Origin of the sequence: Paraburkholderia sp. SIMBA_054 (assembly GCF_046534875.1) — a bacterium.
Lineage (GTDB): Bacteria > Pseudomonadota > Gammaproteobacteria > Burkholderiales > Burkholderiaceae > Paraburkholderia > Paraburkholderia hospita.
The window spans coordinates 1-24,078 of record NZ_JAWRXV010000006.1 but is presented as its reverse complement, the minus strand read 5'-3'; the positions used below and the strand labels follow the sequence as shown (position 1 = coordinate 24,078).

General features: G+C 62.0%; 24 protein-coding genes, 1 tRNA gene and 1 pseudogene. 17 read left to right on the top strand and 9 right to left on the bottom strand.

Features of this window, described 5'->3' with window-relative positions; all coding sequences use genetic code 11:
* Positions 1-13: 13 nt before the first annotated feature.
* Together SB822_RS08925 and SB822_RS08920 are read right to left on the bottom strand one after the other, a co-directional pair.
* Positions 14-811, bottom strand: coding sequence for an endonuclease/exonuclease/phosphatase family protein (locus tag SB822_RS08925; RefSeq protein WP_410854494.1), 798 nt, complete (start codon positions 809-811; stop codon positions 14-16).
* A 28-nt stretch (positions 812-839) separates the two neighbouring features.
* The gene (locus SB822_RS08920; RefSeq protein ID WP_007582146.1) at positions 840-1,346 is read right to left on the bottom strand and encodes a hypothetical protein; all 507 of its coding nucleotides are present in this window, start codon (positions 1,344-1,346) and stop codon (positions 840-842) included.
* A 321-nt stretch (positions 1,347-1,667) separates the two neighbouring features.
* On the opposite strand from SB822_RS08920, the gene SB822_RS08915 reads away from it, so the two are divergent.
* The 5 genes from SB822_RS08915 (at position 1,668) to SB822_RS08895 (ending at position 6,572) form a co-directional block, all read left to right on the top strand.
* Positions 1,668-2,645 carry an AAA family ATPase gene (locus SB822_RS08915; RefSeq protein WP_007582147.1) on the top strand — a complete coding sequence of 326 codons (978 nt, stop codon included), beginning with the start codon at positions 1,668-1,670 and terminating at the stop codon, positions 2,643-2,645.
* A 233-nt stretch (positions 2,646-2,878) separates the two neighbouring features.
* Positions 2,879-3,166, top strand: a complete 288-nt coding sequence (locus SB822_RS08910; RefSeq protein WP_042312981.1) for a DUF4148 domain-containing protein — start codon at positions 2,879-2,881, stop codon at positions 3,164-3,166.
* A gap of 280 nt (positions 3,167-3,446) precedes the next feature.
* Positions 3,447-4,553: an NAD(P)/FAD-dependent oxidoreductase gene (locus SB822_RS08905; protein WP_086909133.1), complete on the top strand. Its 1,107-nt coding sequence runs from the start codon at positions 3,447-3,449 to the stop codon at positions 4,551-4,553.
* 141 nt (positions 4,554-4,694) lie between these two features.
* Positions 4,695-5,006 carry a high-potential iron-sulfur protein gene (locus tag SB822_RS08900; protein ID WP_007582152.1) on the top strand — a complete coding sequence of 104 codons (312 nt, stop codon included), beginning with the start codon at positions 4,695-4,697 and terminating at the stop codon, positions 5,004-5,006.
* A gap of 255 nt (positions 5,007-5,261) precedes the next feature.
* Positions 5,262-6,572 carry an MFS transporter gene (locus tag SB822_RS08895; protein ID WP_007582153.1) on the top strand — a complete coding sequence of 437 codons (1,311 nt, stop codon included), beginning with the start codon at positions 5,262-5,264 and terminating at the stop codon, positions 6,570-6,572.
* Here SB822_RS08895 and SB822_RS08890 read toward each other — a convergent pair.
* Together SB822_RS08890 and SB822_RS08885 are read right to left on the bottom strand one after the other, a co-directional pair.
* A complete protein-coding gene (locus tag SB822_RS08890; RefSeq protein WP_410854493.1) occupies positions 6,569-8,068 on the bottom strand; it encodes an amidase in 1,500 nt (499 codons plus the stop codon). The genes SB822_RS08895 and SB822_RS08890 overlap by 4 nt on opposite strands.
* Before the next feature lie 107 nt (positions 8,069-8,175).
* Positions 8,176-8,874 carry a dienelactone hydrolase family protein gene (locus SB822_RS08885; RefSeq protein WP_007746742.1) on the bottom strand — a complete coding sequence of 233 codons (699 nt, stop codon included), beginning with the start codon at positions 8,872-8,874 and terminating at the stop codon, positions 8,176-8,178.
* 675 nt (positions 8,875-9,549) lie between these two features.
* Between SB822_RS08885 and SB822_RS08880 the strand changes: the two genes are divergently transcribed.
* Complete coding sequence (locus tag SB822_RS08880; RefSeq protein WP_007582158.1) at positions 9,550-10,695, top strand: branched-chain amino acid ABC transporter substrate-binding protein; 1,146 nt, start codon at positions 9,550-9,552, stop codon at positions 10,693-10,695.
* Between the two features lie 223 nt (positions 10,696-10,918).
* The gene (locus SB822_RS08875) at positions 10,919-11,917 is read left to right on the top strand and encodes a cupin-like domain-containing protein (protein WP_079498371.1); all 999 of its coding nucleotides are present in this window, start codon (positions 10,919-10,921) and stop codon (positions 11,915-11,917) included.
* Positions 11,918-12,248: 331 nt separating this feature from the next.
* Here the strand turns inward: SB822_RS08875 and SB822_RS08870 are convergent, their stop codons facing one another.
* Complete coding sequence (locus tag SB822_RS08870; RefSeq protein ID WP_410854492.1) at positions 12,249-13,460, bottom strand: MFS transporter; 1,212 nt, start codon at positions 13,458-13,460, stop codon at positions 12,249-12,251.
* Between the two features lie 188 nt (positions 13,461-13,648).
* Between SB822_RS08870 and SB822_RS08865 the strand changes: the two genes are divergently transcribed.
* The 3 genes from SB822_RS08865 (at position 13,649) to SB822_RS08855 (ending at position 16,431) form a co-directional block, all read left to right on the top strand.
* Positions 13,649-14,314 carry a HugZ family protein gene (locus SB822_RS08865; RefSeq protein WP_410854491.1) on the top strand — a complete coding sequence of 222 codons (666 nt, stop codon included), beginning with the start codon at positions 13,649-13,651 and terminating at the stop codon, positions 14,312-14,314.
* A 360-nt stretch (positions 14,315-14,674) separates the two neighbouring features.
* A complete protein-coding gene (locus SB822_RS08860; RefSeq protein WP_007582165.1) occupies positions 14,675-14,980 on the top strand; it encodes an H-NS family nucleoid-associated regulatory protein in 306 nt (101 codons plus the stop codon).
* A 248-nt stretch (positions 14,981-15,228) separates the two neighbouring features.
* Positions 15,229-16,431 (top strand): cation diffusion facilitator family transporter, encoded by a 1,203-nt coding sequence (locus SB822_RS08855; RefSeq protein WP_410854490.1) that lies wholly within the window; start codon positions 15,229-15,231, stop codon positions 16,429-16,431.
* 27 nt (positions 16,432-16,458) lie between these two features.
* Here SB822_RS08855 and SB822_RS08850 read toward each other — a convergent pair whose 3' ends face one another.
* From SB822_RS08850 to SB822_RS08840, 3 genes are all read right to left on the bottom strand, one after another.
* On the bottom strand, positions 16,459-16,917 hold the full coding sequence (locus SB822_RS08850; protein WP_007582169.1) for an Lrp/AsnC family transcriptional regulator: 459 nt from the start codon (positions 16,915-16,917) through the stop codon (positions 16,459-16,461).
* 103 nt (positions 16,918-17,020) lie between these two features.
* Positions 17,021-17,635, bottom strand: a complete 615-nt coding sequence (locus SB822_RS08845; RefSeq protein WP_042313001.1) for an exonuclease — start codon at positions 17,633-17,635, stop codon at positions 17,021-17,023.
* Entirely contained in the window at positions 17,632-18,276 is a 645-nt protein-coding gene (locus tag SB822_RS08840) for an MBL fold metallo-hydrolase (RefSeq protein ID WP_086909160.1), read from the bottom strand. Before SB822_RS08840 ends, SB822_RS08845 begins: the two co-directional genes overlap by 4 nt.
* Positions 18,277-18,919: 643 nt before the next feature.
* Here SB822_RS08840 and SB822_RS08835 point away from each other — a divergent pair.
* Positions 18,920-19,519 carry a septal ring lytic transglycosylase RlpA family protein gene (locus tag SB822_RS08835; RefSeq protein ID WP_410854489.1) on the top strand — a complete coding sequence of 200 codons (600 nt, stop codon included), beginning with the start codon at positions 18,920-18,922 and terminating at the stop codon, positions 19,517-19,519.
* A 76-nt stretch (positions 19,520-19,595) separates the two neighbouring features.
* Here SB822_RS08835 and rsmI read toward each other — a convergent pair whose 3' ends face one another.
* Positions 19,596-20,471, bottom strand: a complete 876-nt coding sequence (rsmI, locus tag SB822_RS08830; protein WP_079498368.1) for a 16S rRNA (cytidine(1402)-2'-O)-methyltransferase — start codon at positions 20,469-20,471, stop codon at positions 19,596-19,598.
* On the opposite strand from rsmI, the gene SB822_RS08825 reads away from it, so the two are divergent.
* From SB822_RS08825 to SB822_RS08800, 6 genes and pseudogenes are all read left to right on the top strand, one after another.
* Positions 20,470-20,940, top strand: coding sequence for a YraN family protein (locus SB822_RS08825; protein ID WP_007582182.1), 471 nt, complete (start codon positions 20,470-20,472; stop codon positions 20,938-20,940). The two genes, rsmI and SB822_RS08825, sit on opposite strands and share 2 nt — an antisense overlap.
* Before the next feature lie 235 nt (positions 20,941-21,175).
* A complete protein-coding gene (locus SB822_RS08820; RefSeq protein WP_007582184.1) occupies positions 21,176-21,763 on the top strand; it encodes a phosphoheptose isomerase in 588 nt (195 codons plus the stop codon).
* Between the two features lie 20 nt (positions 21,764-21,783).
* Positions 21,784-22,581, top strand: coding sequence for a BON domain-containing protein (locus SB822_RS08815; RefSeq protein ID WP_079500082.1), 798 nt, complete (start codon positions 21,784-21,786; stop codon positions 22,579-22,581).
* Positions 22,578-22,934, top strand: coding sequence for a c-type cytochrome (locus SB822_RS08810; protein ID WP_410854488.1), 357 nt, complete (start codon positions 22,578-22,580; stop codon positions 22,932-22,934). The genes SB822_RS08815 and SB822_RS08810 overlap by 4 nt, the downstream gene beginning before the upstream one ends.
* Positions 22,935-22,990: 56 nt before the next feature.
* A tRNA-Ala gene (locus tag SB822_RS08805) sits at positions 22,991-23,066 on the top strand.
* Positions 23,067-23,241: 175 nt separating this feature from the next.
* Positions 23,242-23,994: pseudogene (locus SB822_RS08800) on the top strand (tyrosine-type recombinase/integrase); the annotation flags it as partial.
* Between the last annotated feature and the right edge of the window lie 84 nt (positions 23,995-24,078).

The following is a 24,078-nucleotide window of genomic DNA, read 5'->3' as shown; positions in this document are numbered from 1 at the left end:
CGTCAACGCGCGTTCAGTCGACGCGCAGTCGCGCCATATACGGCAGGTGATCCGACAACCACGCCGTCTCTTGCGCCGGCTGGATCCATTCGACGGGCTTCATTCCGCGCACGAACATCTTGTCGAGCGCAAGCGCGGGCGAGAACGCGGGGAAGGTGCGTCCCGGCTCGCCGAGCAGCGTCGCGACTTCTTCGAGGCCATGCTCACGAAAGAGCGGCACGGAATCGTTGCGCCAGTCATTGAAGTCGCCGGCGAGCACGAGCGGGCCTTCAGGTGCTTCCTTCGAAATCCAGTGCGCAATCCAGTTCATCTGACGTAGCCGCGCCTGGCGCGTGAGCGCGAGATGCGCGCACAGCAGCGTCACCGCGTGACCGCCGAACGTCGCACGTGCAACGAGCAGGCCGCGGCGCTCGAAGCGGTGCGCGGAAATGTCCCAGCGTCCGCCGAGATCGAGCGGATGCGGCGACAGAATTGCATTGCCATGCCGCCACGACGGTTTGAATACGTTCGGTCCCAGGGCGATCTGCAACTGCAGCGCGTCGGCGATTTCGGTGGCCTGGCAATGCCATACGTCGTCGTCGATGTCGCCCAGGCGCGCGCCAAATGAGCTGGCCAGCACGGGGCCCGGCATCCGCCGCGCCATCGCTTCCTGCAGGAAATACGCGTCGGCATGAACGGATTGCACCCAGCGCTGCATCGCCTGCCATGCCTGGAAGCCGAGGGGCGAGCGGCCCTTGTGCAGGTTCCAGCTCACGGCGATGAAATCTTTCCTGTCGAGGTTTTCGCGTATCAGTTCTTCGGGGTTTCGCATGCCGCGTTATCCACGTCTTTCGTTAAGTTCACGGGTTGTTTGCGACGCTTGCACGCAATCGATATACGAGATTCGGGTCCTTGTCGACGATCGTCCATGACGTCCAGTCGCCGGGTGGCACTTTCAGCCCAGGATGGCTCGCGCTCACCTGACGCGGCTGTGGCGGAAGCTTGCAGCCGGTGCTCGTGGTACGCGTGGACGGTTCTTCGAGCGTTTCCTGCGTGTCGATCAGGAACGTGACGCCGCTCGCATCCGCCTGGGTCGGCGAAATGGTCAACGTGCGCGCGAGATCGATGCTGCCCGCCGGCACGTCCTTGCAACCGACGCTGTTTTGCACCACATGATGATGCGTATCCGTGCGTGCCTGGCCGACGGTCGTGTTGCCGTCGAACGAATCGATCTGCTGGCCGTCGCGCATCACCTGCAGTTCCCACTTGACGACGGACGGCGCGCTGCGCGGCTGCGTCTGGGCCATCGTGCCCTGCGCCATCAACGTGGTGCCGAACACGGCGGCAACGAGGCTGGTTTTCCACATGAACAAAGAGTCTCCGGAATCGCTGCGTTTCGCTAAAGCGTGCGGCATCCGCGCGTTCTTTCTGCGACCGCCGACCATCTTACGCTTTATCGGGATAACGGTTTTCTGACACCCGATCTGGAACCAAGGTTCAGCGCGCGGCGGTTACATTGCATTGCAGATAGGGGCGCGGATGTGACGATTCAAGCAATTGCCTCGCCCGACATGTGCGGTTAGCAGCAGACCCGCATGACTGCTGGCTTGCATGCCATTTCGGCGTCGTTACACTGAAATTGAAGCGGCGTCGGGGACGCTGCCGTGCAAGCACGACGGGGTGAAGCGATGACAACGGCCATGGTGAAACAGGAAATCGCAGTTGCATCGTTCAGCAAGGTCTATGACCTCGATCAGGTCGAGACGGCGCTGAACGAACTCAGCGAAGGCGCCAGCGACGCACTGCGTTCCACATACGAAAAGATGCTGAAGGTCGGCAATCTGCGCTTTTGCGTGAAGCCGAACCGGATGCCGTCCATCGACGATCTGATCGGCTCGCTGCCCAACTTCACCGAGCCGCTCGACGACATCCGCAAGCAGGTCGCGCTGTGCCTCGAAACGGACGACCGCCTCGAACTGATGCCGATCCTGCTGCTCGGCGATCCCGGCATCGGCAAAACGCACTTCGCGAAGCAGCTGTCGCGGATGCTCGGCACCGCGTATCACTATGTCGCGATGAGTTCGTTGACGGCGGGCTGGATTCTGTCGGGCGCGTCGTCGCAATGGAAGAATGCGAAGCCGGGCAAGGTGTTCGATGCGCTGGTGCACGGCAGCTATGCAAACCCCGTGATCGCCGTCGATGAAATCGACAAGGCGACGGGCGACTCGCAATACGATCCGCTCGGCGCGCTCTACGCGCTGCTCGAACACGATACCGCGCAGACGTTTATCGACGAGTTCGCGGAGATTCCGATCAACGCGGGCCATGTGATCTGGATCGCGACTGCGAACGACGAACGCGCGATTCCCGAGCCGATTCTGAACCGGATGAACGTCTACGAGATTCCGCCGCCGGACCGCGACGGCTCGCGGCGCATCGCGCAGTCGATCTACAACGAAATCCGCTCGGCGCACGGCTGGGGCCAACGGTTTCCGGCGCAACTCGGCGGCGCGGCGCTCGACGCGCTGGCGCATGCGTCGCCGCGTGAAATGCGGCGCGCGATCCTGAACGGTTTCGGCTCGGCGCGCATTGCGAGCCGCGACCATATCGGCGCCGACGACATTCGCCTTGACTACAATTCGCGCCGCAAACCGATCGGTTTCTAGCGTCATTCATGTCATTTATGCGAACAGGCCGCGCCCGCGCGACCTGTTCATTGTTCCAATGTTGCGACTATTCCATAGCGCAAACAGGGCGATTCGCACCCGATTTGAACGTATTCAAGCAACAGTCAATTCCGCTAATGAGGGTCGGCAATCCGATAGGCGAGGACTAGACTCCGCTCACTGAAATGCAAACAGCGTTTCGTTCGAACTGCACTTCACCTCAGGAACCGATCATGAAAAAGCTTTCGCTTGCCGCTTTGCTGATTTCCGCAGTCGTCGCCGCGCCCGCTTTCGCAAGCGGCTACAGCCCGGCTCCGACGCAATCGCCGTCCAGCGTCAATGGACCGAAGACGCGCGCCGAGGTGAAGGCCGATCTGGTGCAAGCCCGCGCGAACGGTGAACTCAGCCTGAATCCGAACGCACCTGCTTATCCTCAGCAATTTGCAACGGGCGGTTACACGGTGCCCATCGCACACGTCGACCTGCGCCATCTGTTCAAACGCACAACTGCGCAGGATTGATCAAGCCTGTTGTGGCTCAGGCGGAACGGGTCCGCCAAATTCACCTGGAATGAGCGTCGTGGGCGTACACTGACTCAAACGCTCGACGCGTTCCCACATATTGATGCCCGCAGCCGCACAAGGCTGCGGGCATTTGTGTCTGTAGCGCGTCGCGTCATTTCGCATTGTGCATGTGAAGCGTTCGACAGCACGCGGTCACGGTTTCGACGACACCGCACGCTATCGAAATCCTGGTGGATGACGAGGTAGAACGCGGCGCATCGAGCCGCGTCCAACGGACATGGATCAGATCGAATGTGTGGTGATCGGCGCTGGTGTCGTCGGTCTTGCCGTCGCGCGCGCGCTGGCTGCGCGCGGACGTGAAGTGATCGTGCTGGAAGCGGCGGAAGCCATCGGCGTCGGCACGAGTTCCCGCAACAGCGAAGTGATACACGCGGGCATCTACTATCCGCGCGGCTCGCTCAAGGCGGCGCTGTGCGTGCGTGGCCGCGAGATGCTGTACGACTACTGCGCCGAACGCGGCGTGCCGCACCAGCGCTGCGGCAAATTGCTCGTCGCGACTGCGCGCAACCAGATTCCCCAGCTCGAAAGCATCATGGCGCGCGGCAAGGAAAACGGCGTGCTCGATCTGATGCGTATCAGCGGCGAAGAAGCGCAGGCGCTGGAACCGGCGCTGCAATGTGTCGAAGCCGTGTTCTCGCCGCAGACGGGTATTGTCGACAGCCATCAGCTGATGCTCGCGCTGCAAGGCGACGCGGAACGCGATGGCGCCGTCTGCGCGTTCCATGCGCCCGTCGAAGCGATCGAAGCGATCAACGGACGCTTCATCGTAAAGGTAGGCGGCAACTCGCCGACGACGATCGGCACCGCGTGCGTCATCAACAGCGCGGGACTGCATGCAAACGCGATCGCGCGCAAGATTCGCGGGCTCGACGCGCGCCATGTGCCGCCGCTCTATCTCGCGCGCGGCAACTACTTCAGCATCTCGGGGCGCGCGCCGTTCAACCGCCTGATCTATCCGATGCCGAACGAAGCAGGACTTGGCGTTCATCTGACGATCGATCTCGGCGGCCAGGCGCGTTTCGGCCCAGACGTCGAATGGGTCGATACGATCAACTACGACGTCGATCCGCAACGGGCCGAATCATTCTATGCGGCGATCCGCGCGTATTGGCCGGCGCTGCCCGATCATGCGCTGCAGCCGGCGTACGCGGGCATTCGTCCGAAGCTGTCGGGTCCCGGCGAGCCGGCCGCCGACTTCCTGATTCAAGGTCCCGCCGCGCATGGCGTGCGTGGTCTGGTGAATCTGTTCGGTATCGAGTCGCCGGGTTTGACGGCGTCGCTGGCAATTGCGCAGCGCGTGTGCGAAGTCAGCGGACGCGCCTGAATGCGCAGGCGCACACACGCACTAACGATTCGCTTATGACGGGGATTTGACGCATCACGCGCGTCGGCTTCATTGATATGCTTGGGGACCGCTGTCATTAGAACGGCGTAGACCCCCACAGTACCAATGGAGTGACTCCCCATGAAAAGTTCACGTCGTACGTTTCTGATCACGAGTATCGGTGTGGCATCGACGCTCGCGCTGTCGCGCCAGGCGTTCGCCGATGCCCCGAAGGTCGCGGAATCCGATCCGACCGCGCAGGCGCTCGGCTACAAGGAAGACGCGTCCAAAGTCGACAAGGCCAAATACGCGAAGTACGCAGCAGGCCAGGACTGCGGCAATTGCAGTTTCTATCAGGGCAAAGCCACCGATGCCTACGCGGGCTGCCCGATGTTCGCGGGCAAGCAGGTCGCAAGCAAGGGTTGGTGCAGCGCATATAACAAGAAGGCCTGATACAGCGAAATCCAGTCGGCATAGGCGCGTGTCGGACGATGCAATGCAGCATCGCCGCGCGTGCGCCTCGCAGTAACGGATAGAGCGCGCGCCGTGCAACGCGGCGTCGCGCTCTTTGTCGTATGAAAGATGCTTGAAATCCGATGTCGTGCTCTTTTACACTCGCATGGCTTGCGCGCGCGGCCTTCACGACGGCCCATTCGAATCACTTCAAACCTACGCACCCCGACGCCTCGACGAAGGGCGGAGACATCGATGTCACAAGCAGCGAGGAGCCTCAATACCCGTGCGGTCACAGCGGCCGTCATCGGTAATGCACTCGAGTGGTATGACTTCACCGTCTTTGGTTTTCTCACCGTCGTCATCGCCGAACTCTTCTTTCCTTCCAGCAGCGACTACGCGTCGATTCTTCTCACCACGGCGAGCTTCGGCGTCGCGTTCTTCATGCGGCCCATCGGCGGCATCGTGCTCGGCCTGTACGCGGATCGCGCGGGACGCAAGGCGGCGCTCTCGCTGGTCATCGCATTGATGACGCTGGGCATTCTGCTGCTCGCCATCGCACCGCCGTATTCGGCGATTGGCATCGGCGCACCGATCATCATCGTGGTCGGGCGTCTGCTGCAGGGCTTTTCCGCGGGCGGTGAGTTCGGCAGCTCGACCGCGCTGCTGATCGAAGCGGCGCCGTTCTCGAAACGCGGTTTATACGGCAGCTGGCAGATGGCAAGCCAGGCGGCGGCACTGCTGCTCGGCGCGATCGTCGGCGCGCTGGTGACGCGCGGCCTGTCGCCGGAAGCGCTCAAGTCCTGGGGCTGGCGCGTGCCGTTCATCATCGGTCTCGTGATCGGACCGATCGGTTTCTACATTCGCCGCAATCTCGCGGATTCCGAAGCATTTCTGCACGCCAAGCAGACCGCGCGCCGCGCGACGCTCGGGGAGCTTTTCGCGCACCATACCCGCGACGTGCTCTGCGGTCTGGGCTCGGTGATCGCGCTGACGGTCACGATCTACGTGCTGATCAGCTATCTGCCGACCTTCGCGGTCAAGCAACTGAAGCTGCCTTATTCGGATTCGTTCACGGCCGTGATCGTCGGCAATCTGCTGATCATGGTGTTGTCGCCGCTGACGGGCGCGTGGTCCGATCGCATCGGGCGTAAAGGTTTGTCGCTGTGGTCGCTGGGTCTCACGCTGGTGGTGATCTATCCGCTCTTCGCGTGGCTAGAAGAGGCGCCGAGCGTGTCGAAGCTGATTCTCGTGCAGGCAGTGCTGTCGATCACGCTATCCGGCTATTACGGACCGTTCGGCGCACTGATGGCCGAACTCTTTCCGGCGAACGTGCGCTCGACCGGCCTTTCGCTCGCGTACAACTTCGCGGTGATGTTGTTCGGCGGCTTCGGTCAGTTCATCGTCACATGGCTGATCAAGACGACGGGCTCGCCGCTCGCGCCGACGTACTACGTGATGTTCGGGATCACGCTTTCTATGATCGCCGTTGCGTGCATGCCGGCAAAACGTCATGCCGATCTCGACGCGATGCGCAAGCCCGTCGATGCGCTGGAGCGGCGCTAGCTTCGCGCAGGCATCAGCGGCGGCCGCCTGCCGAACCACGGACGCGCCGTTTCCAGTTGCGCGGCGAGCCGCAGCAACATCGCTTCGCCGCCGTCGCGGGTGGCGAACTGCACGCCGATGGGCAGTCCGCGCGCGTTCCAGTAGAGCGGCACCGACATCGCCGGTTGTCCCGTCAGATTGAACAACTCCGTGCAGCCCGCCCACGCGAACGCCTTGTTCGACACTTCCGTCAGCAGCTTGCGCATCAGCGGCTCGACGGGAACGGTGGTGACGGCGCGCATCTGCATTTTCTCGACGGCGGTGGGCTGCATTTCACCGATCTTGATCGGCGCAGAAGCGAGCGTCGCGCACAAGATCACGTCGTAGCGCGTCATCAGATCCGCGAGCTTCGCGCTCACCTGACGCTGCGCCTCCAGCGCGGCGGGCAATTCGCGCTCGCCGAATTTTCGGCCGATATGTCCCATCGTCCACGTGGCGATTTCGAATTCCTCACGATTGGGCTTGCGCCCCGTGATCTGATCGGCCCGCAGCACGAGATTTTCGGCGCTCACCGACCAGATCATCAAAAACGCTTCGCGCAGGCTCGCGAAGTCGATGCCAAGCGATACGGGTTCGATGTGATGCCCGAGCGACGCGGCGAGTTGTGCGGCGTCGTCGAGCGCGGCGCGGGCGTCGGCGGATAGCGCGGGCGCGAGCATCGGGTCCGTGACGAACGCGATGTGGAGCGGCTTGCACGGCTCGCTGGCGGCGGCGAGGAAGGTGCCGGGTGCGCCCATCGGACGGTCGGCGTTGCCTGACGTGAGATCGAGCAGCAGTGCGCTGTCGCGCACGCTGCGCGAGACGGCGTGATCGATGCCGAGGTCGCCGGGCGCGGGCACCGCATTCGACGGCTGCCGTCCGCGCGACGGCTTGAGCCCGAACAGGCCGCAGCACGACGCGGGAATGCGGATCGAGCCGCCACCGTCCGACGCATGCGCGAGCGGCACGATGCCCGCCGCGACGGCGGCAGCCGAGCCGCCGCTGGAGCCACCCGGCGTGTGGTCGAGACTCCACGGGTTGCGGCACGGCCCAAACAGTTCGGGCTCCGTATAAGGCATCTGGCCCATTTCCGACGTACTCGTCTTGCCGAAGATGTTGAGTCCGGCGGCGCGCGTGGCCGTGACGAGCGGCGCGTCTTCGTCGGGAACGAAGTGGCGGTAGTGGCGGCTGCCCATCGACATGCGCAGCCCTTTGACCGGCAGCCCGAGATCCTTGACCAGATACGGGACGCCGGCGAGCGCTCCGTCGCCAATCACGTCATCCTCGCCATTCGCATGCTCTCGCGACGCGCGCTGACGGGCGGCGTCATAGTCCTTCAGAACGATCGCATTGATCGCGGGATTGGCGGCTTCGGCGCGCGCGATTGCTGTTTCCAGCAATTCGCGCGCGCTCACTTTGCGCTTGCGCACGAGATCGGCGAGGCCGATCGCGTCATGATCGAGATAATCGGATTGCACGACGACGACCCCCGCGGACAGGAATGGTGATGACGGCACGCGCGGGGCGACGTGCCCAGAATGGAAGCGCGGGGCACGACGCAGCCACGTCGCGCCTCTAGCGTAACTTACGCGTGGGTGCCGAGGAAAGTCAGCGTGCGGCCATGCGCGAGCGCCGCCGAATGCTGGTGATAGCTCGCGCGCTCGGTGCAGTTGAAGCCGTGATCGGCATTCGGGTAGATATACAGCTCGACTTCGTCGCGGCCCGCGAAGCGCTCCTTCACTTCACCGACTGCCGACAGCGGAATGCCGTGGTCCAGTTCGCCGTAGTGGAACTGCATCGGCACCTTGATTTGCGCTGCCTTGTCGAGCTGGTTCTGGATGCCGCCGCCGTAGTACGACACGGCGATATCGAGCAGCCCTTCGGCCGCGGCCAGGTACGCGAGACGGCCGCCAAAGCAGTAGCCGACGCCTGCGATCTTGCCCGTCACTTCCGGCATCGCGCGCAGCGCGGCAGCCGTGGCGCCGATGTCCGCGACGGCGAGATCGACATTCGTCTTCTGCAGGATTTCGATGCCCTTGTCGCGATCCGCGCCGGCGTAGGTGAGTTCGACGCGCGGCTGCGTGCGCCAGAAAATATCCGGTGCGATCGCGACATAGCCGTCCTGCGCATATTGATCGACGACGTCGCGAATGTGGCCGTTCACGCCGAAGATTTCCTGGATGATGATGACGGCCGGACCCTTGCCGCTTTTCGGCGTCGACATGTACGCGCCAAACGAATCATTGCCGGTTTGAATGTCGATCCATCGGGAAGTCACGCTCACGTTGTTTCTCCTTGCATAAACGGTGAAGCCGCTATCGGGCGGGCAATCGTTTGCGGGCGTCTCGCCCGCAGCGGGCGCTCAGTGTGCCATCAAAAGAAGGCAATTGCAGCGAGAGGCCCGTGCGGCGGCCTTCTCGTAAGCGGATTGAAACGACTCCCCGTTTCGGCGGGCTGCGCGGCCCGGTTGCAGCGGCCAAAAAAACGGCACTCGCACTCTATATAGAGCACATCGCTTAAGCGTGTTTGAGCACGATCTCAACGGCGCGCTATCACCACTGTGTTTACCCGTGATGACGCGTTCGACGCATATCCGGCGCATTAACGGACGATCCCGGCAAAGCTTTAGACTCGCACTATAGAAGCCTCCCTCGTTTCCCCGAAACCCGCGCCAGCCGTCGCTTTCCGGCCACGTCCCGCCTGCCTTTCATGACTAAGTGGGATAAACGCTATTGGTAGTGATCCCACTTCCTCAAAAAACCCCCACAAATTAATTTGATAGCCTACACTTGCGCGCAAGCGCGGGGCGCCACCTGCCACAAACAGGCTGGAACGCGTGCTTGCCAAGTGCATGAACGATGCATCCGGCGGAGTCGTCCACGGGAATTGAGCGACACGTGAAGGAAGCGGGGCACAAGGGCGATACCGTTGTTTTTCGGGACCGAAATCGGAGACTTACATGAACATCAAAATCCAAAAGCTGTTGCCGATCAGCGCTGCGGCGATGCTGTTTGCAACGTTGGCGACGACGGCTATGGCCGACGAAACTGTCAAGATTGGCCACGTTGCGCCTTTGACGGGTGGCATCGCTCACCTGGGCAAGGACAACGAAAATGGCGCACGTCTCGCAGTTGAAGAGATCAATGCCAAGGGTCTGACGATCGGCGGCCAGAAGATCACGCTGCAACTGGATGCACAGGACGACGCAGCTGACCCGCGTACGGCTACGCAGGTTGCGCAGAAGCTGGTCGACGACAAGGTCGTCGCAGTGGTTGGCCACTTGAACTCGGGCACGTCGATCCCGGCTTCGAAGATCTATAGCGATGCAGGCATCGTGCAGATCTCGCCGTCGGCAACGAACCCGGCGTACACGCAACAGGGCTTCAAGACGACGTACCGCGTCGTCGCGACGGACGCGCAGCAAGGTCCGGCACTGGCGAACTACGCAGCGAAGGGCATGAAGGTGAAGAGCGTCGCGATCGTCGACGACTCGACGGCATACGGCCAGGGTCTCGCCAACGAATTCGAGAAGATGGCGAAGTCGCTGGGCCTGAACGTGATGTCGCATGACGCGACGAACGACAAGGCTGTCGACTTCCGCGCGATTCTGACGAAGATCAAGGGCGAAAACCCGGACGCGATCATGTACGGCGGCATGGACGCCACGGGCGGCCCGTTCGCAAAGCAAGCCAAGCAGCTCGGCCTGCGCGCGAAGGTGCTGGCTGGCGACGGCGTGTGTACCGACAAGCTGTCTGACCTGGCTGGCGACGCAACCGACAACATCGTCTGCTCGGAAGCCGGTATGGCGCTCGAGAAGATGGAAGGCGGCGCAGCGTTCCAGGCAAAGTATCAGAAGCGTTTCGGCCAGCCGATCCAGATCTACGCTCCGTTCACGTATGACGCTGTGTACATCATCGTCGACGCAATGAAGCGCGCTGGCTCGACCGATCCGGCGAAGATCCTGGCAGTGATGCCGAACACCGACTACAAGGGTGTGATCGGCGAAACCACGTTCGACGCGAAGGGCGACCTGAAGCACGGCGTGATCTCGCTGTACAACTACAAGTCGGGCAAGAAGACGCTGCTCGACGTCGTGAAGATGTAAGAGCGCTTGGCGTAGTTGGCGGAAACGCGGTTCGCCGCGTTCCGCCCTGCGCAAGCCAGCCCGAAAGGGCTTAGGAGGCACGCGGGTTTCGACCCGCGTGCCTTTTGTTTTGCCTGTTTCTTTTGCGCGTGCCTGTCTGCGCATTTCTTTTTGCGCACCGGATACGGTGCGGACGATATTGTCGTATCGGCTACAACACGCGGGGGACGCGGTCGTGACACGGATGATCGATGACGAATGGCGGCGCTGGATTGCCGAGAACCTGTTGCTCGAAGCCTCGCCGGAGGCCGTGCATGCCGTGCTCGTCGAGCATGGGTTCGAACGCGAACACGCGCTATGCGAGATCGATAGCACGTTGCAAAGCCCTTATTTTCAAGCGGGTTCGCGCTTGCGCAATCGTTTGCGTAAGCGCGAATGGATGCTTTCCGTGTACGGTGAGCTGAATCGCATGCGTTCGGGTGCGGCGTGTGTCGAGCGCCGCGTGCGCCTGTCGCGCGATGCGTTTTACGAGCAGTTCTATTTTCAGAACCGGCCTGTGATCATCACGGGCATGTTCGACTCGTGGCCGGCGCGCAAGCTGTGGAATTTCGATTACTTTCGCGCGCGCTGCGGCCTTGCCGAAGTCGAAGTGCAGTTTGGGCGTGATGCGGATGCGAGCTACGAGATCAATCAGCCGGCGTTGAAGCGCACGATGCGCTTTGGCGATTACGTCGATCTCGTCGAAAGCGCGGGCGTGACGAATGACTTCTACATGACGGCGAACAACGCGTCGCGCAACCGCGCGGCGCTCGCGACGCTTTGGGCCGATGCGCCCGCGATCGGCGAGTATCTGGATGCGGCGCCCGCCGACGCGGGCTATTTCTGGTTCGGTCCGGCCGGTACGAAGACGCCGTTTCATCACGACCTGACCAACAATCTGATGGCGCAGGTGATCGGCCGCAAGCGTGTTCTGCTCGTGCCGTTCACCGACACCGCCCACATGTACAACCATCAGCATTGTTATTCGCGGCTCGACGGCGGCGCGATCGATGTCGGGCGGTTTCCGTCTTTCGAACATGCGCAGGTGATCGAGTGCACGCTCGAACCCGGCGAACTGCTGTTTCTGCCGATCGGATGGTGGCATTACGTCGAAGCGCTCGACGTTTCCGCCACGATGACCTACACGAACTTTATCGAGCGTAATGATTTCGGCAGCACGTACAGCACGTATCGCGAACTTTGAGCGCTGCCGCGATAAAAAAACGGCGGACCGATGCTCTGGTCCGCCGTCGTCCCTGACGCATCGGTTGCCGTCGTTAGTTTTTCTGTGCGATGTATTGGGCTATCGCGTCGAACGTGTCGGTTAGTTCCGTACGGGAGTGAATCGCAAGGGTTATGCCGTTGCGATCGCGTGGCGACGCGTCGCGCGAAACCCAAACAGAATCAAGCGCTTCGGCGCAGCGTGTCGAAAGGACGGAAATTCACTGGAGGATGACGTGTCGCGGAACATGCGGACATATGCGGCTCGCGTAACGTAACGCGAGCGTCGTGACCACAGCGTTAAAGGCACGCGTTCAGATGCCGAGCCGGCGCAAAACCTTGGGCCCGATGAACGCAACGAGCGCCGCGCACAGCGCGACGACGGACAGCCCGATGGGAAGATTCGTCACTTGCGCCACGCCGCCGATGATTACCGGCCCGAGCAGCAGGCCGAAGTAGGCGAGCCCGGCCACGTGCGCGAGGCCCTCGGCCGCGTGTATGCCTTTCACGCGCGCCGCTGCCGCGAACAGCACGGGCATCATGTTGGCGAGACCGAGGCCCATCAGCGTGAAGCCCGTCAGCGCCGCGATGGGATGCGGCAGCAGCAGCGCGCCGATCATGCCCGCGCAAGCCAGCGATGCGCTCGCGGCAATCAGTTGCGGCGCGCCGAATCGCGCGCGCACCGCGTCACCGGCAAAACGCGCGGCCGCCATGCCGCCCGAGAACGCCGCGTAGGCCGCGCTCGCGACGGCTGGCGTCGACGCGACGACATCGCGCATATAGACAGTCGCCCAGTCGTACATCGCGCCTTCCGCGATCAACGCGATCAGCGCGATGGCGCCGAGCGCCCACAACGCGGGCGAGCGCCAGCGGTTGCCGCGCGGCGTGTGCGCGTCCGGATGCTCGGAATGCGGAACGTGCGGCAGGACGGATGGGCACGCGGCCAGCAACACGGCCGCGCTGATCAGCGAGGCGAGCAGCAGATGCACGGCAGGCGCCATGCCGTGCGCGAGCGCCGCGCCGCCGACCGCCGCGCCCGCCATCCCGCCGACGCTGAACATGCCGTGCAGCGCCGACATGATCGGCCGGCCGAGCGTCTCTTCGACGGTGCTGGATTCCGCGTTCATCGCGACGTCGAGCGTCGCCATGCCCGCGCCGAAGAGCGCGAGCAAGACGAGCAGCATCCAGTAGTACGGCACGACGAGAATCAGTGCGCCGGCCGCCGACATCACGAGCCCGCCCGCGAGACACGCGCGCCGCGTGCCGACGCGCGCGATCCACGGGGCATTCGTCACCATCGCGCCGATCGAACCGCCTGCCACCGCGAACAGCGCGAGCGACAGCATGGCCGGATTCAGCTGGAACCGGTCGCGGACGGTCGGCACGTGCACGCCCCATGACGCATACATCATCCCCGCGATGAAGAAGAGCGCCATCGTCGCGTAACGGGCGCGGTTGCGCGCGCTCGCCGACAGATTGCGATGCGCGGCGGGCAAGGATGCGGACTCGGACGGACGATCGGACACGGAAAGCTCGGTGATTGAAAACGAAGATGAAGAGGAAACGCGGCAAGAAAGCGCGATGAAAGCGCTTCCACATTCTAACGAAGCATGATGGCTCATGCGGGCAAGTCCCTGAACTAATATCTCCTTTCCAGGCGCGTCGCGTTTAACGGCATCGCGCGACGCATCAATCACCCGACGAGGACGCGCACTTGAACATTCCCGCTCACGCTCCGCTGCATCTGTTGCATCAGGCCGCCATCGGCACACTCGCCACGCATGCGCGCCAGCCGCAAGGGTTTCCGTATCCGACGGTGCTGCCGTTCGCGCCGGATTCGCATCATCGCCCGACGATACTCGTGAGCCGGCTCGCCGAGCACACGCGCAACCTGCATTCCGATCCGCGCGCCGGCTTCCTGATCGTCCACGCGCCGGACGGCGACGTGCTCAACGGGCAGCGCGTCACGCTGGTCGGCACGTTCGAGCATGTCGAGCCGACGCCGCCCGTGACCCAGCGGTATCTGCGCTACCACCCGGAAGCTGAGCGCTATCTGGTGCTGGGGGATTTCTCGTTCTGGGTGATGTCGGTTGAGCGGATGCGTTACATAGGCGGGTTTGGCGCGATGGGATGGTTGACGCAGGCAGAACTCGATCCGCTCGACCCGGTTTCATTCGACGAGGAAAACGCGCTCGTCGAATTCTTCGAACGTCACCCGCGACGGCCAGCGCAAGTGCAATTGATGGGCATAGACCGGTATGGCGCGGATCTGAATATTTCGGGCGCCCGCAGCCGCGTGGTGTTCGACACGCCTGCGCCCGATGCGGAATGCTTTCACGCTGCCCTTGAAGATTGCATCGCGCGGCACGCTAATGCGTGACGGGTAATACGCGGCGGTTTTTACCGCGGAATCGGGCCGGCGTTTTACATTTTGCCGGTTAAAACTCGCATGGCATGAAATGTTTCGGAATAAATTAACCATTGCTTTTCATGCTTTGCTAGTTAAATATGAATTTACTCGTCAGATGAGCGTTATTCAGCGGGAGAATAATTGGGCTTCTGAGCCCGGTTGATTGCCAGTCTCTTGAAAGTTTATGAAATTGAGATTAATTAATTTTCGCCGGTGTCTTTTCCGAAGTTTCTATTTTGTGTTAATCTCGCCAGCAAATTCCGAGGCATGATCACTTTCCGGACTAATCGGCATAGACCGTCCGTCCATTTATCGAACCACAAGGAAACTATGTCCTCCTACAGGGAACTACTCGCGCAGCGCGAAAAGCTCGAGAAACAGATCGAAGAGGCGAAAGCGCGCGAGTATGCGGAAGTGTTAAACGAGATCAAGCAGAAAATGTCTGATTACGGTATTACGCTGGCTGAACTCGGCGCTGGCGGACGTGCGAAAGCCGTAAAGGCAGCGGGCCGTCCCCGCGCCGGCGTCGCGCCTAAATATCGTGACCCCGCAAGCGGGAGCACCTGGTCGGGCCGCGGTAAGCCGCCGCGCTGGATTGCCGGTCAAGATCGCGAAAAATTTCTCATCGAGAAATAATATGACTTAATGCTTGCACCGCAAGCAATAGATTTAAGAGAAACCGCGCTCCATTTGGAAGTGCGGTTTTTTATTGAGCCGCTTCTTTTCAATTCTTAGGAAGAACGGTGGGCGGTGCGGTGCGTGCTTCGATGCAAATGAGTCGCGTTATGATAAGCACATGATTTAAAAGGTATTTTTTGTTCGCTTAACAGCGATTTCACAAAGCGGCGGGTAGAATAAATAGTAACCAAACCCTTTGCCTTCAGATGCCTTCCAACTCGACCGCCCAATCCGCGGAGAAACGGCGCGTAGCCCGCAAAACCACTTACGTCAGCATCGGACTCAATACGGTGTTGATGTCGGTGCAGATTGTCGTGGGCGTGATTGCGCATTCCCAGGCGCTCGTCGCGGACGGCGTGCATTCGCTCGCCGATCTCATTTCCGATTTTGTCGTGCTGGTCGCCAATCGCCATAGCGGAGCCGAACCGGACGCCGATCACAACTACGGACATAGCCGTTACGAAACCGTCGCGTCGCTATTTCTGGGCGGCTTGCTGATCGCGGTTGGCGGCGGCATGTTGTGGCGCGCCGGCGAGCGGCTCACCGATCTGGACAACATTCCTGCCGTTCATTTGAGCGCGCTCGTGGTTGCGGTCGTCGTGCTGCTGTCGAAGGAAGCGCTGTTCCGCTACATGCTTCGCGAGGCACAGCGTGTGCGTTCGGCGATGCTGATCGCGAACGCATGGCATGCGCGCTCGGATGCGGCGTCGTCGCTGGTGGTTGCGTTGGGTATCGTCGGGAGCATTGCCGGCGTGCGGCTGCTCGATCCGGTTGCGGCGGCCGTCGTCGGCTTCATGGTTGCGCGCATGGGCTGGACGTTTGGTTGGGACGCGCTTCAGGATTTGTCCGATCGCGCGCTCGACGAATCCGATACCGCCGATCTGCGCGCGCGGATTTTATCGACGCCCGGCGTGCGCGATGTCCACGAACTGCGCACGCGGAAGATGGGCGACTTCGCGCTCGTCGACGCACACATTCTCGTAGATCCGATGATCTCCGTTTCCGAAGGTCACTACATTGCCGAGACGGCGCGTGCGCGCGTGCTGTCGGACAACCGCGTGCTCGACGCGCTGATTCACGTCGATCCGGAAAACGATGCGATTGCGCGGCCGCCCGTCAACCTGCCGCCGCGCGCAAAGATCGCCGCTGAAGTGGAATCGGCGCTTGCCGCGCAAGGACTCGAGGCGGCCAGCGTGAATCTGCATTATCTGAGCACGGGGCTCGACGTCGAGGTGACGTTGCAACCGTCGAGGCTCGACGCGCTGGAAAGCGAAGTGCATCAACTCGCCCGGGTCGATGTGGAAGCGCTCAAGCGCAAGCTGGGCGCGCGCCGCTTGAACGTGACACACGCAGTGGATGTGTCGACGGCTGGCGCGGAGCTGGTGCGCGAGCCGCGCGGCGACGGCTGAGCGATTTCCGGCGTCTGAGCGAGCCGGTTAAAGCGGCAGCTGTGTATCGAACTTGATCTCGCGCAGCACGACGCTCGTGCGCACCTGCGCCACGGCGGGAATCTTGAAAATGCGGTCGTGGAGGAAGGCGTCGTACGCCTTGATATCGGGCGCAACGATCTTGAGGATGTAGTCCGATTCACCCGTCGTGCTGTAACACTCGGTCACTTCGGGGCAGGTGGCGATTTCCCGTTCGAACTGCTCGACGCCGCCTTCCGTGTGCCGTGTCAGGTGAATATGGGCGAGCGCGCACACATGCAGGCCGAGCTTTTCGCGATCGAGCAACGCCGTGTAGCGCTGGATGATGCCCGATTGCTCCATGTCCTTGATGCGTCGCCAGCACGGCGTGCTGGACAGTCCGACCTGATCGGAGATTTCCTGCACCGAACGGCGCGCGTCCAGCTGCAAAAGACGCAGGATTTTTTGAGAGAACGTATCGAGTGTCAACTGCGCCTCCGTTGTCGCGTCGCCTTTTCGTCAATGGTAGAGGTCGCGGAAACGAAACGCAATGCAAACCGCCTGTACTGAGGGAGATTCCCTAATTTGGCGCTTACTCGGCGGGTTTTTGTCCTGAGTCGTCCCCGTCAGCGCCGGCCGCCACGGCGCTCTGGCTCGCCCGCAGCTCCGCGAGCATGTTGCAGAAGAGTGCGCCTTGCTCGATGGCGTCGTCGAGCGCGACGTGCGTGTGCGGATGATCGTCGAACCAGTGCTTGGGGAAACGCGGCTTGATGCACTTGCGATACGGCAGCCCCGTCATCGCGAACGCGAGCGTTTTGATGTCGAGCGCCGACCACGAGAACGGACAGCGGCCGGTAAAGCGCATCATGTACCAGAACATGAACGTGAAATCGAAGCCCGCGGGCATCGCGACAAACACGGGCTTGCCCGGCAACGCTTCGACCCATTCGACATACGCGACGAGCGCCGCCGCCGGTTGCTGCAAGTCCTTGCGGCACGCCGCCCACGCTTCGGGCTGCGTCTTCCACCACGCCTCCTGCACGGGATGCGGCGCCGCGCCTTCGAGCAGTTCGAGATTCGCCGAGAACGTGCCGATCAGCTGCTTGTCGGCCGTATAAGCGGCCGACGCGAAACTCAGCATCGAATGCGGGCCGGGAATCGGGCCGTCCGCTTCGACGTCGGTGCTCACATAGATTTCTGCGCTCATGCGCCGACTCCGTCCGCGACATACGGATTCGTGCGGCGTTCGTCGCCGAACGTCGAGGTGGGCCCGTGGCCGGGAACGAACGTGACGTCGTCGCCGAGCGGCCAGAGCTTGGCGCGGATCGAGCGGATCAGGTCGCCGTGGTTGCCGCGCGGAAAGTCCGTGCGACCGATCGAGCCGGCGAACAGCACGTCACCGACCAGCGCGAGCCGATGCTCGCGGCTGAAGAAGATTACGTGGCCGGGCGTGTGGCCGGGGCAGTGATAGACCTCGAGTGTTTCGTCGCCGAACGTCACGGTGTCGTTGTCGTCGAGCCAGCGGGTCGGCTCGAATGCCTCAGCCGCAGGGAAGCCAAAGCGCACGCTCTGTTCGGGCAGCTTGTCGAGCCAGAAACGCTCATCGACATGCGGACCTTCGATCGGCACGCCGTAGTGCTCCGCGAGCGTCTTCGCGCCGGCGCAATGATCGATGTGGCCGTGCGTCAGCAGCACCTTTTCGACCGATACGTTCTGGCGCTCCACCTCGCCCTTGATGATGTCGAGATCACCGCCCGGATCGACGATGGCCGCGCGCCCCGTGTTCTCGCAAACAAGCAGGGAACTGTTCTGCTGGAACGGCGTGACGGGCATTAGTGTGACTTTCATGGCGGGCGCGCAAAGCTTGGAAAGCTCGATTGTACCGGCCGCCGGGTCACGTGCCATCGGCCAGAAAGCCGACTGGCGCATGCGCATTTTTGCAGTAATAGTGAGAATTCATCGAGCGGATGGACAGCCGGGCAACACAGAATTGTGTTTTTGCTATAATGCACGCAATGGGTGTGGGAAACCGCACTGTCTTTTGGGTGAAAAAGCAATTCGTCCTATGAAACAGGAACGGGCGCTGCTGCTTCACCATCAAGCAAGTGTCGTCGGGTGAATCCGATGACAAATCCAGCATCGATCGCTTTTTCGATGCGCACGTCCTGTCTAGCCAGGTGCCACGCACCTGCTACGGCCTCGCTGCCGTAACGCTGGATGGGGCCTACGCCGCCTTCCTGAGCGCCGTGAGTTTCCGGTGCATGAGCGTGTTTCACGTTCGATGGCGGCTTGTGGGGTCTGGCCAAAACTGCGGGGACAGTTCAGTCAGACGTGAAAACTAACCGTGCGGTAGCGGCTGAGTGTGCCGCGTCCGGGCTTCCGTCGTCCTGCGCCAGCGTTGCGCGGTGCGCGCTCGCTCATTGCCGCCTGAGTCGCATGCATAAACGCTGTTTTTCGCGTGATGCGGCTCGCATTGGTAACAAATTGTCTTATGAAAACTCGGCTACCCCGACGTGTTGGGAGCGTTTTTGCCTTTTTGGCACTCGCCGGTTGCGCGGTGCCTCCGGGCGCGAGCACCCAGGTCAGCGGTGTGTCCGCAACGACCAAGGATGCGCACACTGCGGTCGCCCCGCAGTCGTATGGCTCTGGCCTGAACAATCCGCCTGATGCGGCAGACCAGAAGGGCAAGCTCGCTGACGCAGAGCCGTTGACCGACGGCCCGAATATCGGTGATTTCCATCAGCTGGGCCGCGCGTCGTGGTATGGACGCGGCTTCCACGGACGCAAGACCGCCAACGGCGAGCGCTTCGACATGCATGCGCTGACGGCTGCACACCGTACGCTGCCGCTCGGCTCGTACGTGCGGGTGACCAATCCGGCGACGAACGATACCGTCGTCGTGAAGATCAACGACCGAGGTCCGTACGCGCGCGGTCGTGTGATCGATCTTTCTTACGCGGCTGCGAAAATTTTGCATCTGGCGTATATCGGTACGGCACGCGTGAAGATCGAAGGTTTGTCGCAGCGTGAGGCGAAGGCCGAGATGAAGGAAATTCTGGCGTCGAATCAGAGCGATTCGAACGAGAAGTAAGATCGTCTTTGAAGGTTGGCCGCGGACATGCGATGTCCTCGGAAGAAAGGGCTGCGTTATGCAGCCCTTTTTGTTTTCACTCGTCCTTTTTCAGGGCCAGCGCGCGCGTGTACAGGGCGTTGCGCGAAGCGCCCGTGAGCGCTGCCGCGATCTTCGTCGCGCTGCTCACCGACAACTCCTCCAGCAGCATGCCGAGCAGCGCGTCGTGATCGTGTTCGCCTTCGGCATCGACAGGCGCGCCTTCGACGACCAGCACGAATTCGCCGCGTTGCCGGTTGGCATCTTCGGCGAGCCACTTAGGCCCTTCGGCCAGGGTGCATCTATGCAACGCCTCGTGTAATTTCGTCAACTCACGGCCAATCAACAGACGCCGCTCGCCGCCGAACGCGTCGGCGAGCGCCTGCACGGTTTCGACGATGCGATGCGGCGCCTCGTAGAACACCATCGCGTACGGATGCTTCGTGAGCGGCGCGAGTGCGGCGGCGCGCTGCTTCGCTTTGGGCGGCAGGAAGCCGACGAAAGAAAACGTCGACACCCAGTCGCCCGCGACGCTGAGCGCCGTGGCGAGCGCGCTTGCGCCCGGCAGCGGTACGACGGGGAAGCCGGCTTCGCGCACGGCATCGACGAGTTTCGCGCCTGGGTCCGAGATGCCTGGCGTGCCCGCGTCGGAAACGTACGCGATGCGCTCGCCCGCCTGCAGATACTCGACGATGCGCTTCGCGGATTCGCGTTCGTTGTGCTGATGCACGGCGACGAGCGGCTTCGAGATGCCGTAGCGCGACAGCAGTTGTCCTGTGTTGCGTGTGTCTTCGGCGGCGATCCGATCCACGAGGCCGAGCACATGCAGCGCACGCAACGTGATGTCGGCGATGTTGCCGATCGGCGTGGCCACGACGTAAAGCGCGGAAGCGGGGTACTGCTGTCCCTGCGCGAGTTCGGAAAGAGGAGTCATGACACGGAAGACGCAGACAGACGAAACGAGGCCGACATTGTGCCACGCAGCCGAGCGCGCGCGAGATCACGCACCAGATGCCGCGCCGCGCTCGCACAACTTTTCCGATGGCGCACGGTCCAAAAGCGTCGGGGCAGCGTTCGAAGCCCACGCGTTGACGTTTCTTCAGCGGCGGCGTTTGCGGCTTGTCGCGCGTAACGTCGTGTGTCGCGGCGGCGAGATCGATCTCGTGATGCGCGAGCCGGACGGCGCGCTCGTGTTCGTCGAAGTGCGCGCGCGAGCGCACGGCGGATATGGCGGCGCGGCGGCGAGTGTCGTGTGGCAGAAGCAGCAGCGTATCGTGCGCGCCGCGCAGCACTTTTTGTTGGCGCATCATGGCGCGATGCCCGCGTGCCGCTTCGACGTGATCGCGTTCGAGCGCGGACGTCTGGTGTGGCTGCGCGACGCTTTTCGTGCGGACGACTGTTGAGCAGGCGGTTTCGCCGCGTGAGTACGATAAACTTGCGGACGCGAAAAGGGCGGCGCGTGGTGTGTGAATACGCGCCGAACGCTTTGCACGCAGGCGCTGCAGAACGGAACCGCGAAGCGGCCTCGCATGACGCGCCGATCGGAGCGCTGCGGACCATCGCGCGGGGAAGGGCAACACGTCCAATTGAACCTGCGCTGCCAAGCGGGCAGCGCAAGCAGTACACGATAGAGAGTCGATGTCAGTCGAACGCATTCAACAACACTTCCGCGATAGCGCGGCAGTCACACTCGCAGCACTGGACGCTTTGTCGATGCCGATCGCGGCGGCCGTCGACACGATGTTTGCCGCGCTTGCAAACGGTAACAAGATTCTGGCGTGCGGCAACGGCGGGTCCGCTGCCGATGCGCAATACTTCGCTGCCGAACTGATCGGCGGCTTCGAGCGCGAGCGTCCGGCGTTGGCGGCCATCGCACTGACGACGGATTCGTCGATCATCACGGGCATCGCCAACGATGCATCGCTCGACCAGATTTTCGCGACGCAGATTCGCGCGCTCGGCCAGCCTGGCGACGTGCTGCTCGCTATCTCGACGTCGGGCAATCCGGCCAATATCCTCGCTGCCGTCGAAGACGCGCACGACCGCGAGATGATCGTGATCGCGCTGTCGGGCAAGGGCGGCGGCAAGATGAACGAAGTGCTGCACGATACCGATATCCATATTTGCGCACCGTCCGATCGCACGGCGCGCGTGCAGGAAGTGCATCTGTTGACGATCCATAGTCTGTGCGACGGCATCGATGCGATGTTGCTCGGCGAAGAATGATTCCGAAGGAGAGCGAGTTGATGAGCGCATATCGCGTGAAGAGTACGTTTGTGAGGACCACGCTGGTGGTTGGTCTCGTCGCCGGGCTGGCTGCGACGTTGCAGGGCTGCGTGCTGGCTGTCGGCGCGGCGGCGGGCGGCAGCGCGCTGGTCGCGACCGATCGGCGCACGCTTGGCGCGCAGACGGAAGACCGCGAGATTCAGGTGAAGGCGATGTCGCTGATTAGCCAGAATTTGCCGGACTCGGCTCACGTTAATGTGACGGTGTTTAATCGGCGGGTGTTGCTGACTGGGGAAGTGGCGGGCGAGGTTTCGAAGGCTCGGGCTGAATCGGTTTTGCGTAGCCTCAATAACGTGAATGCGATCATTAATGAGTTGACGGTTGCGCCGGCGAGTTCTTTCTCTTCGCGTAGTAACGATACCTATCTGGAAGGGCGCGTGAAGACGGCGCTGATCGCCGAGAAGGATATTTCGTCGAATAACTATAAGGTGGTTTGTGAGCGTGGTTCTATCTATCTGATGGGGCTCGTTACCGTTGATGAGGGGAATCGCGGGGCGGATGTGGCTAGCCGGGTGCCCGGGGTTACGCAGGTTGTGAAGGTGTTTCAGTATATTCAGCCGCAAGAGGCAGTTGCGGCGTCGGCGGCGGCTGCGTCGGCGGCTTCGGGTGCGCCGGCTGCGGCGCAGCCTGATGCTGAGGTGACGTCGGGGGCTGTGCCGGATTCGTCGGTTACTTCGAAGCCGTTGGAGCAGCAGGCTCCGGCGCCGGTGAGTAACTCGACGCAGGTGCATCCGGGGACTCCGAAGGCGGGGCAATGAGGTTGGGTTTTTGTGGTCTTGGTCTTCGGGCGGTGATGAGTGGTTTGGTTGTGGCTGGGTTTGTTAACGTCGCCCATGCTGCCGATGCGCCGTCGCGTGGGCTCGCGATCGCTCGGGCTAATGCTTGTATGGGATGCCATGCAGTTGATCGGAAGCTGGTCGGGCCTTCGTTTCAGCAGGTGGCTGAGAAGTACAAGGGGAATGCTGGGGCTGGGGCTTTACTTTCGAAGAAGGTTAAGGATGGCGGTTCCGGAGTCTGGGGCGCGATTCCCATGCCCGCTCATCCCGCGATGAACGATGCCGATATTCGCACTGTGGTCGATTGGGTGCTGGCTGGGGCGCCGTCGAAGTAATGGGGTTTTGTGCTCTGGCACAGTAATTTTTCGTCGTGCTAGAATCGGTGAGTCGTGGGGCGGTAGCTCAGCTGGGAGAGCGTCGCGTTCGCAATGCGAAGGTCGGGAGTTCGATCCTCCTCCGCTCCACCAAGAACATATCCAAGGTTGTCCGAGAAAATGCTAGAGCCCCGCTCCTGTAAAGGACCGCGGGGTTTTTTGTATCTGGGTTGATCCGGAAGTATCCATTGACATCCGGGGGCATGAGGGGGCATTTTAGGGGGCACTATTGAACATCGCATATGCTGATGCCCCCAAGGAGACCAAAATGCCCCTGACCGATGCCGAAATCCGCAACGCGCGCCCACGCGACAAGGTTTATCGCTTATCGGACGGTTTGGGAATGTATCTGGAAGTGTCCACCACAGGCGGGAAATACTGGCGGCTGAAATACCGATTCGGTGGGAAGGAGAAGCGACTGGCGCTGGGCGTCTACCCTGAGGTCGGTGCGAAAGCGGCGCGAGGGCGTCGAGACGAGGCCCGAAAGCTTCTTGCGAACGGTGTCGATCCCGGCATTGACCGCAAAGTCCAAAAGGCGGCTACCTTCGAGCGAACTGCCAACAGCTTCGAGGCGGTAGCGCGTGAGTGGTTTGCTCGACAAGCGCCGAGTTGGGCCACTAGTCACTCCGACAAGATCATGGGGCGCTTGGAAAAGGACGTGTTCCCGTGGCTTGGTAGCCGAGCTATCGCTGATATCAGAGCCCCGGAAGTATTGTCGGTGCTCCGACGCGTCGAAGCTCGTGGTGCGCTTGATACAGCCCATCGCGTTCATCAGAACTGTGGCCAAGTCTTTCGATACGCCATCGCGACCGGCCGTGCGGAGCGCGATGTCAGCGCGGATTTGCGCGGCGCCCTCCCACCTGCTCGGCATACTCATTTCGCGTCGGTGACAGAGCCTGCAGAGGTTGCCAGTCTTTTGCGCGCGCTCGATGCTTTTCAAGGTACGTTCGTCGTTCAGTGTGCATTGCGTCTGGCGCCTCTACTGTTCGTTCGACCGGGCGAACTGCGGATGGCAAAGTGGGAGCAATGTAAGCGCCCGGCAAAGGCATCCCTGGGCGTAAATTGCCGTCAATCAAGTCGCGGCAGGTGCCCAGCGATGCGGTAG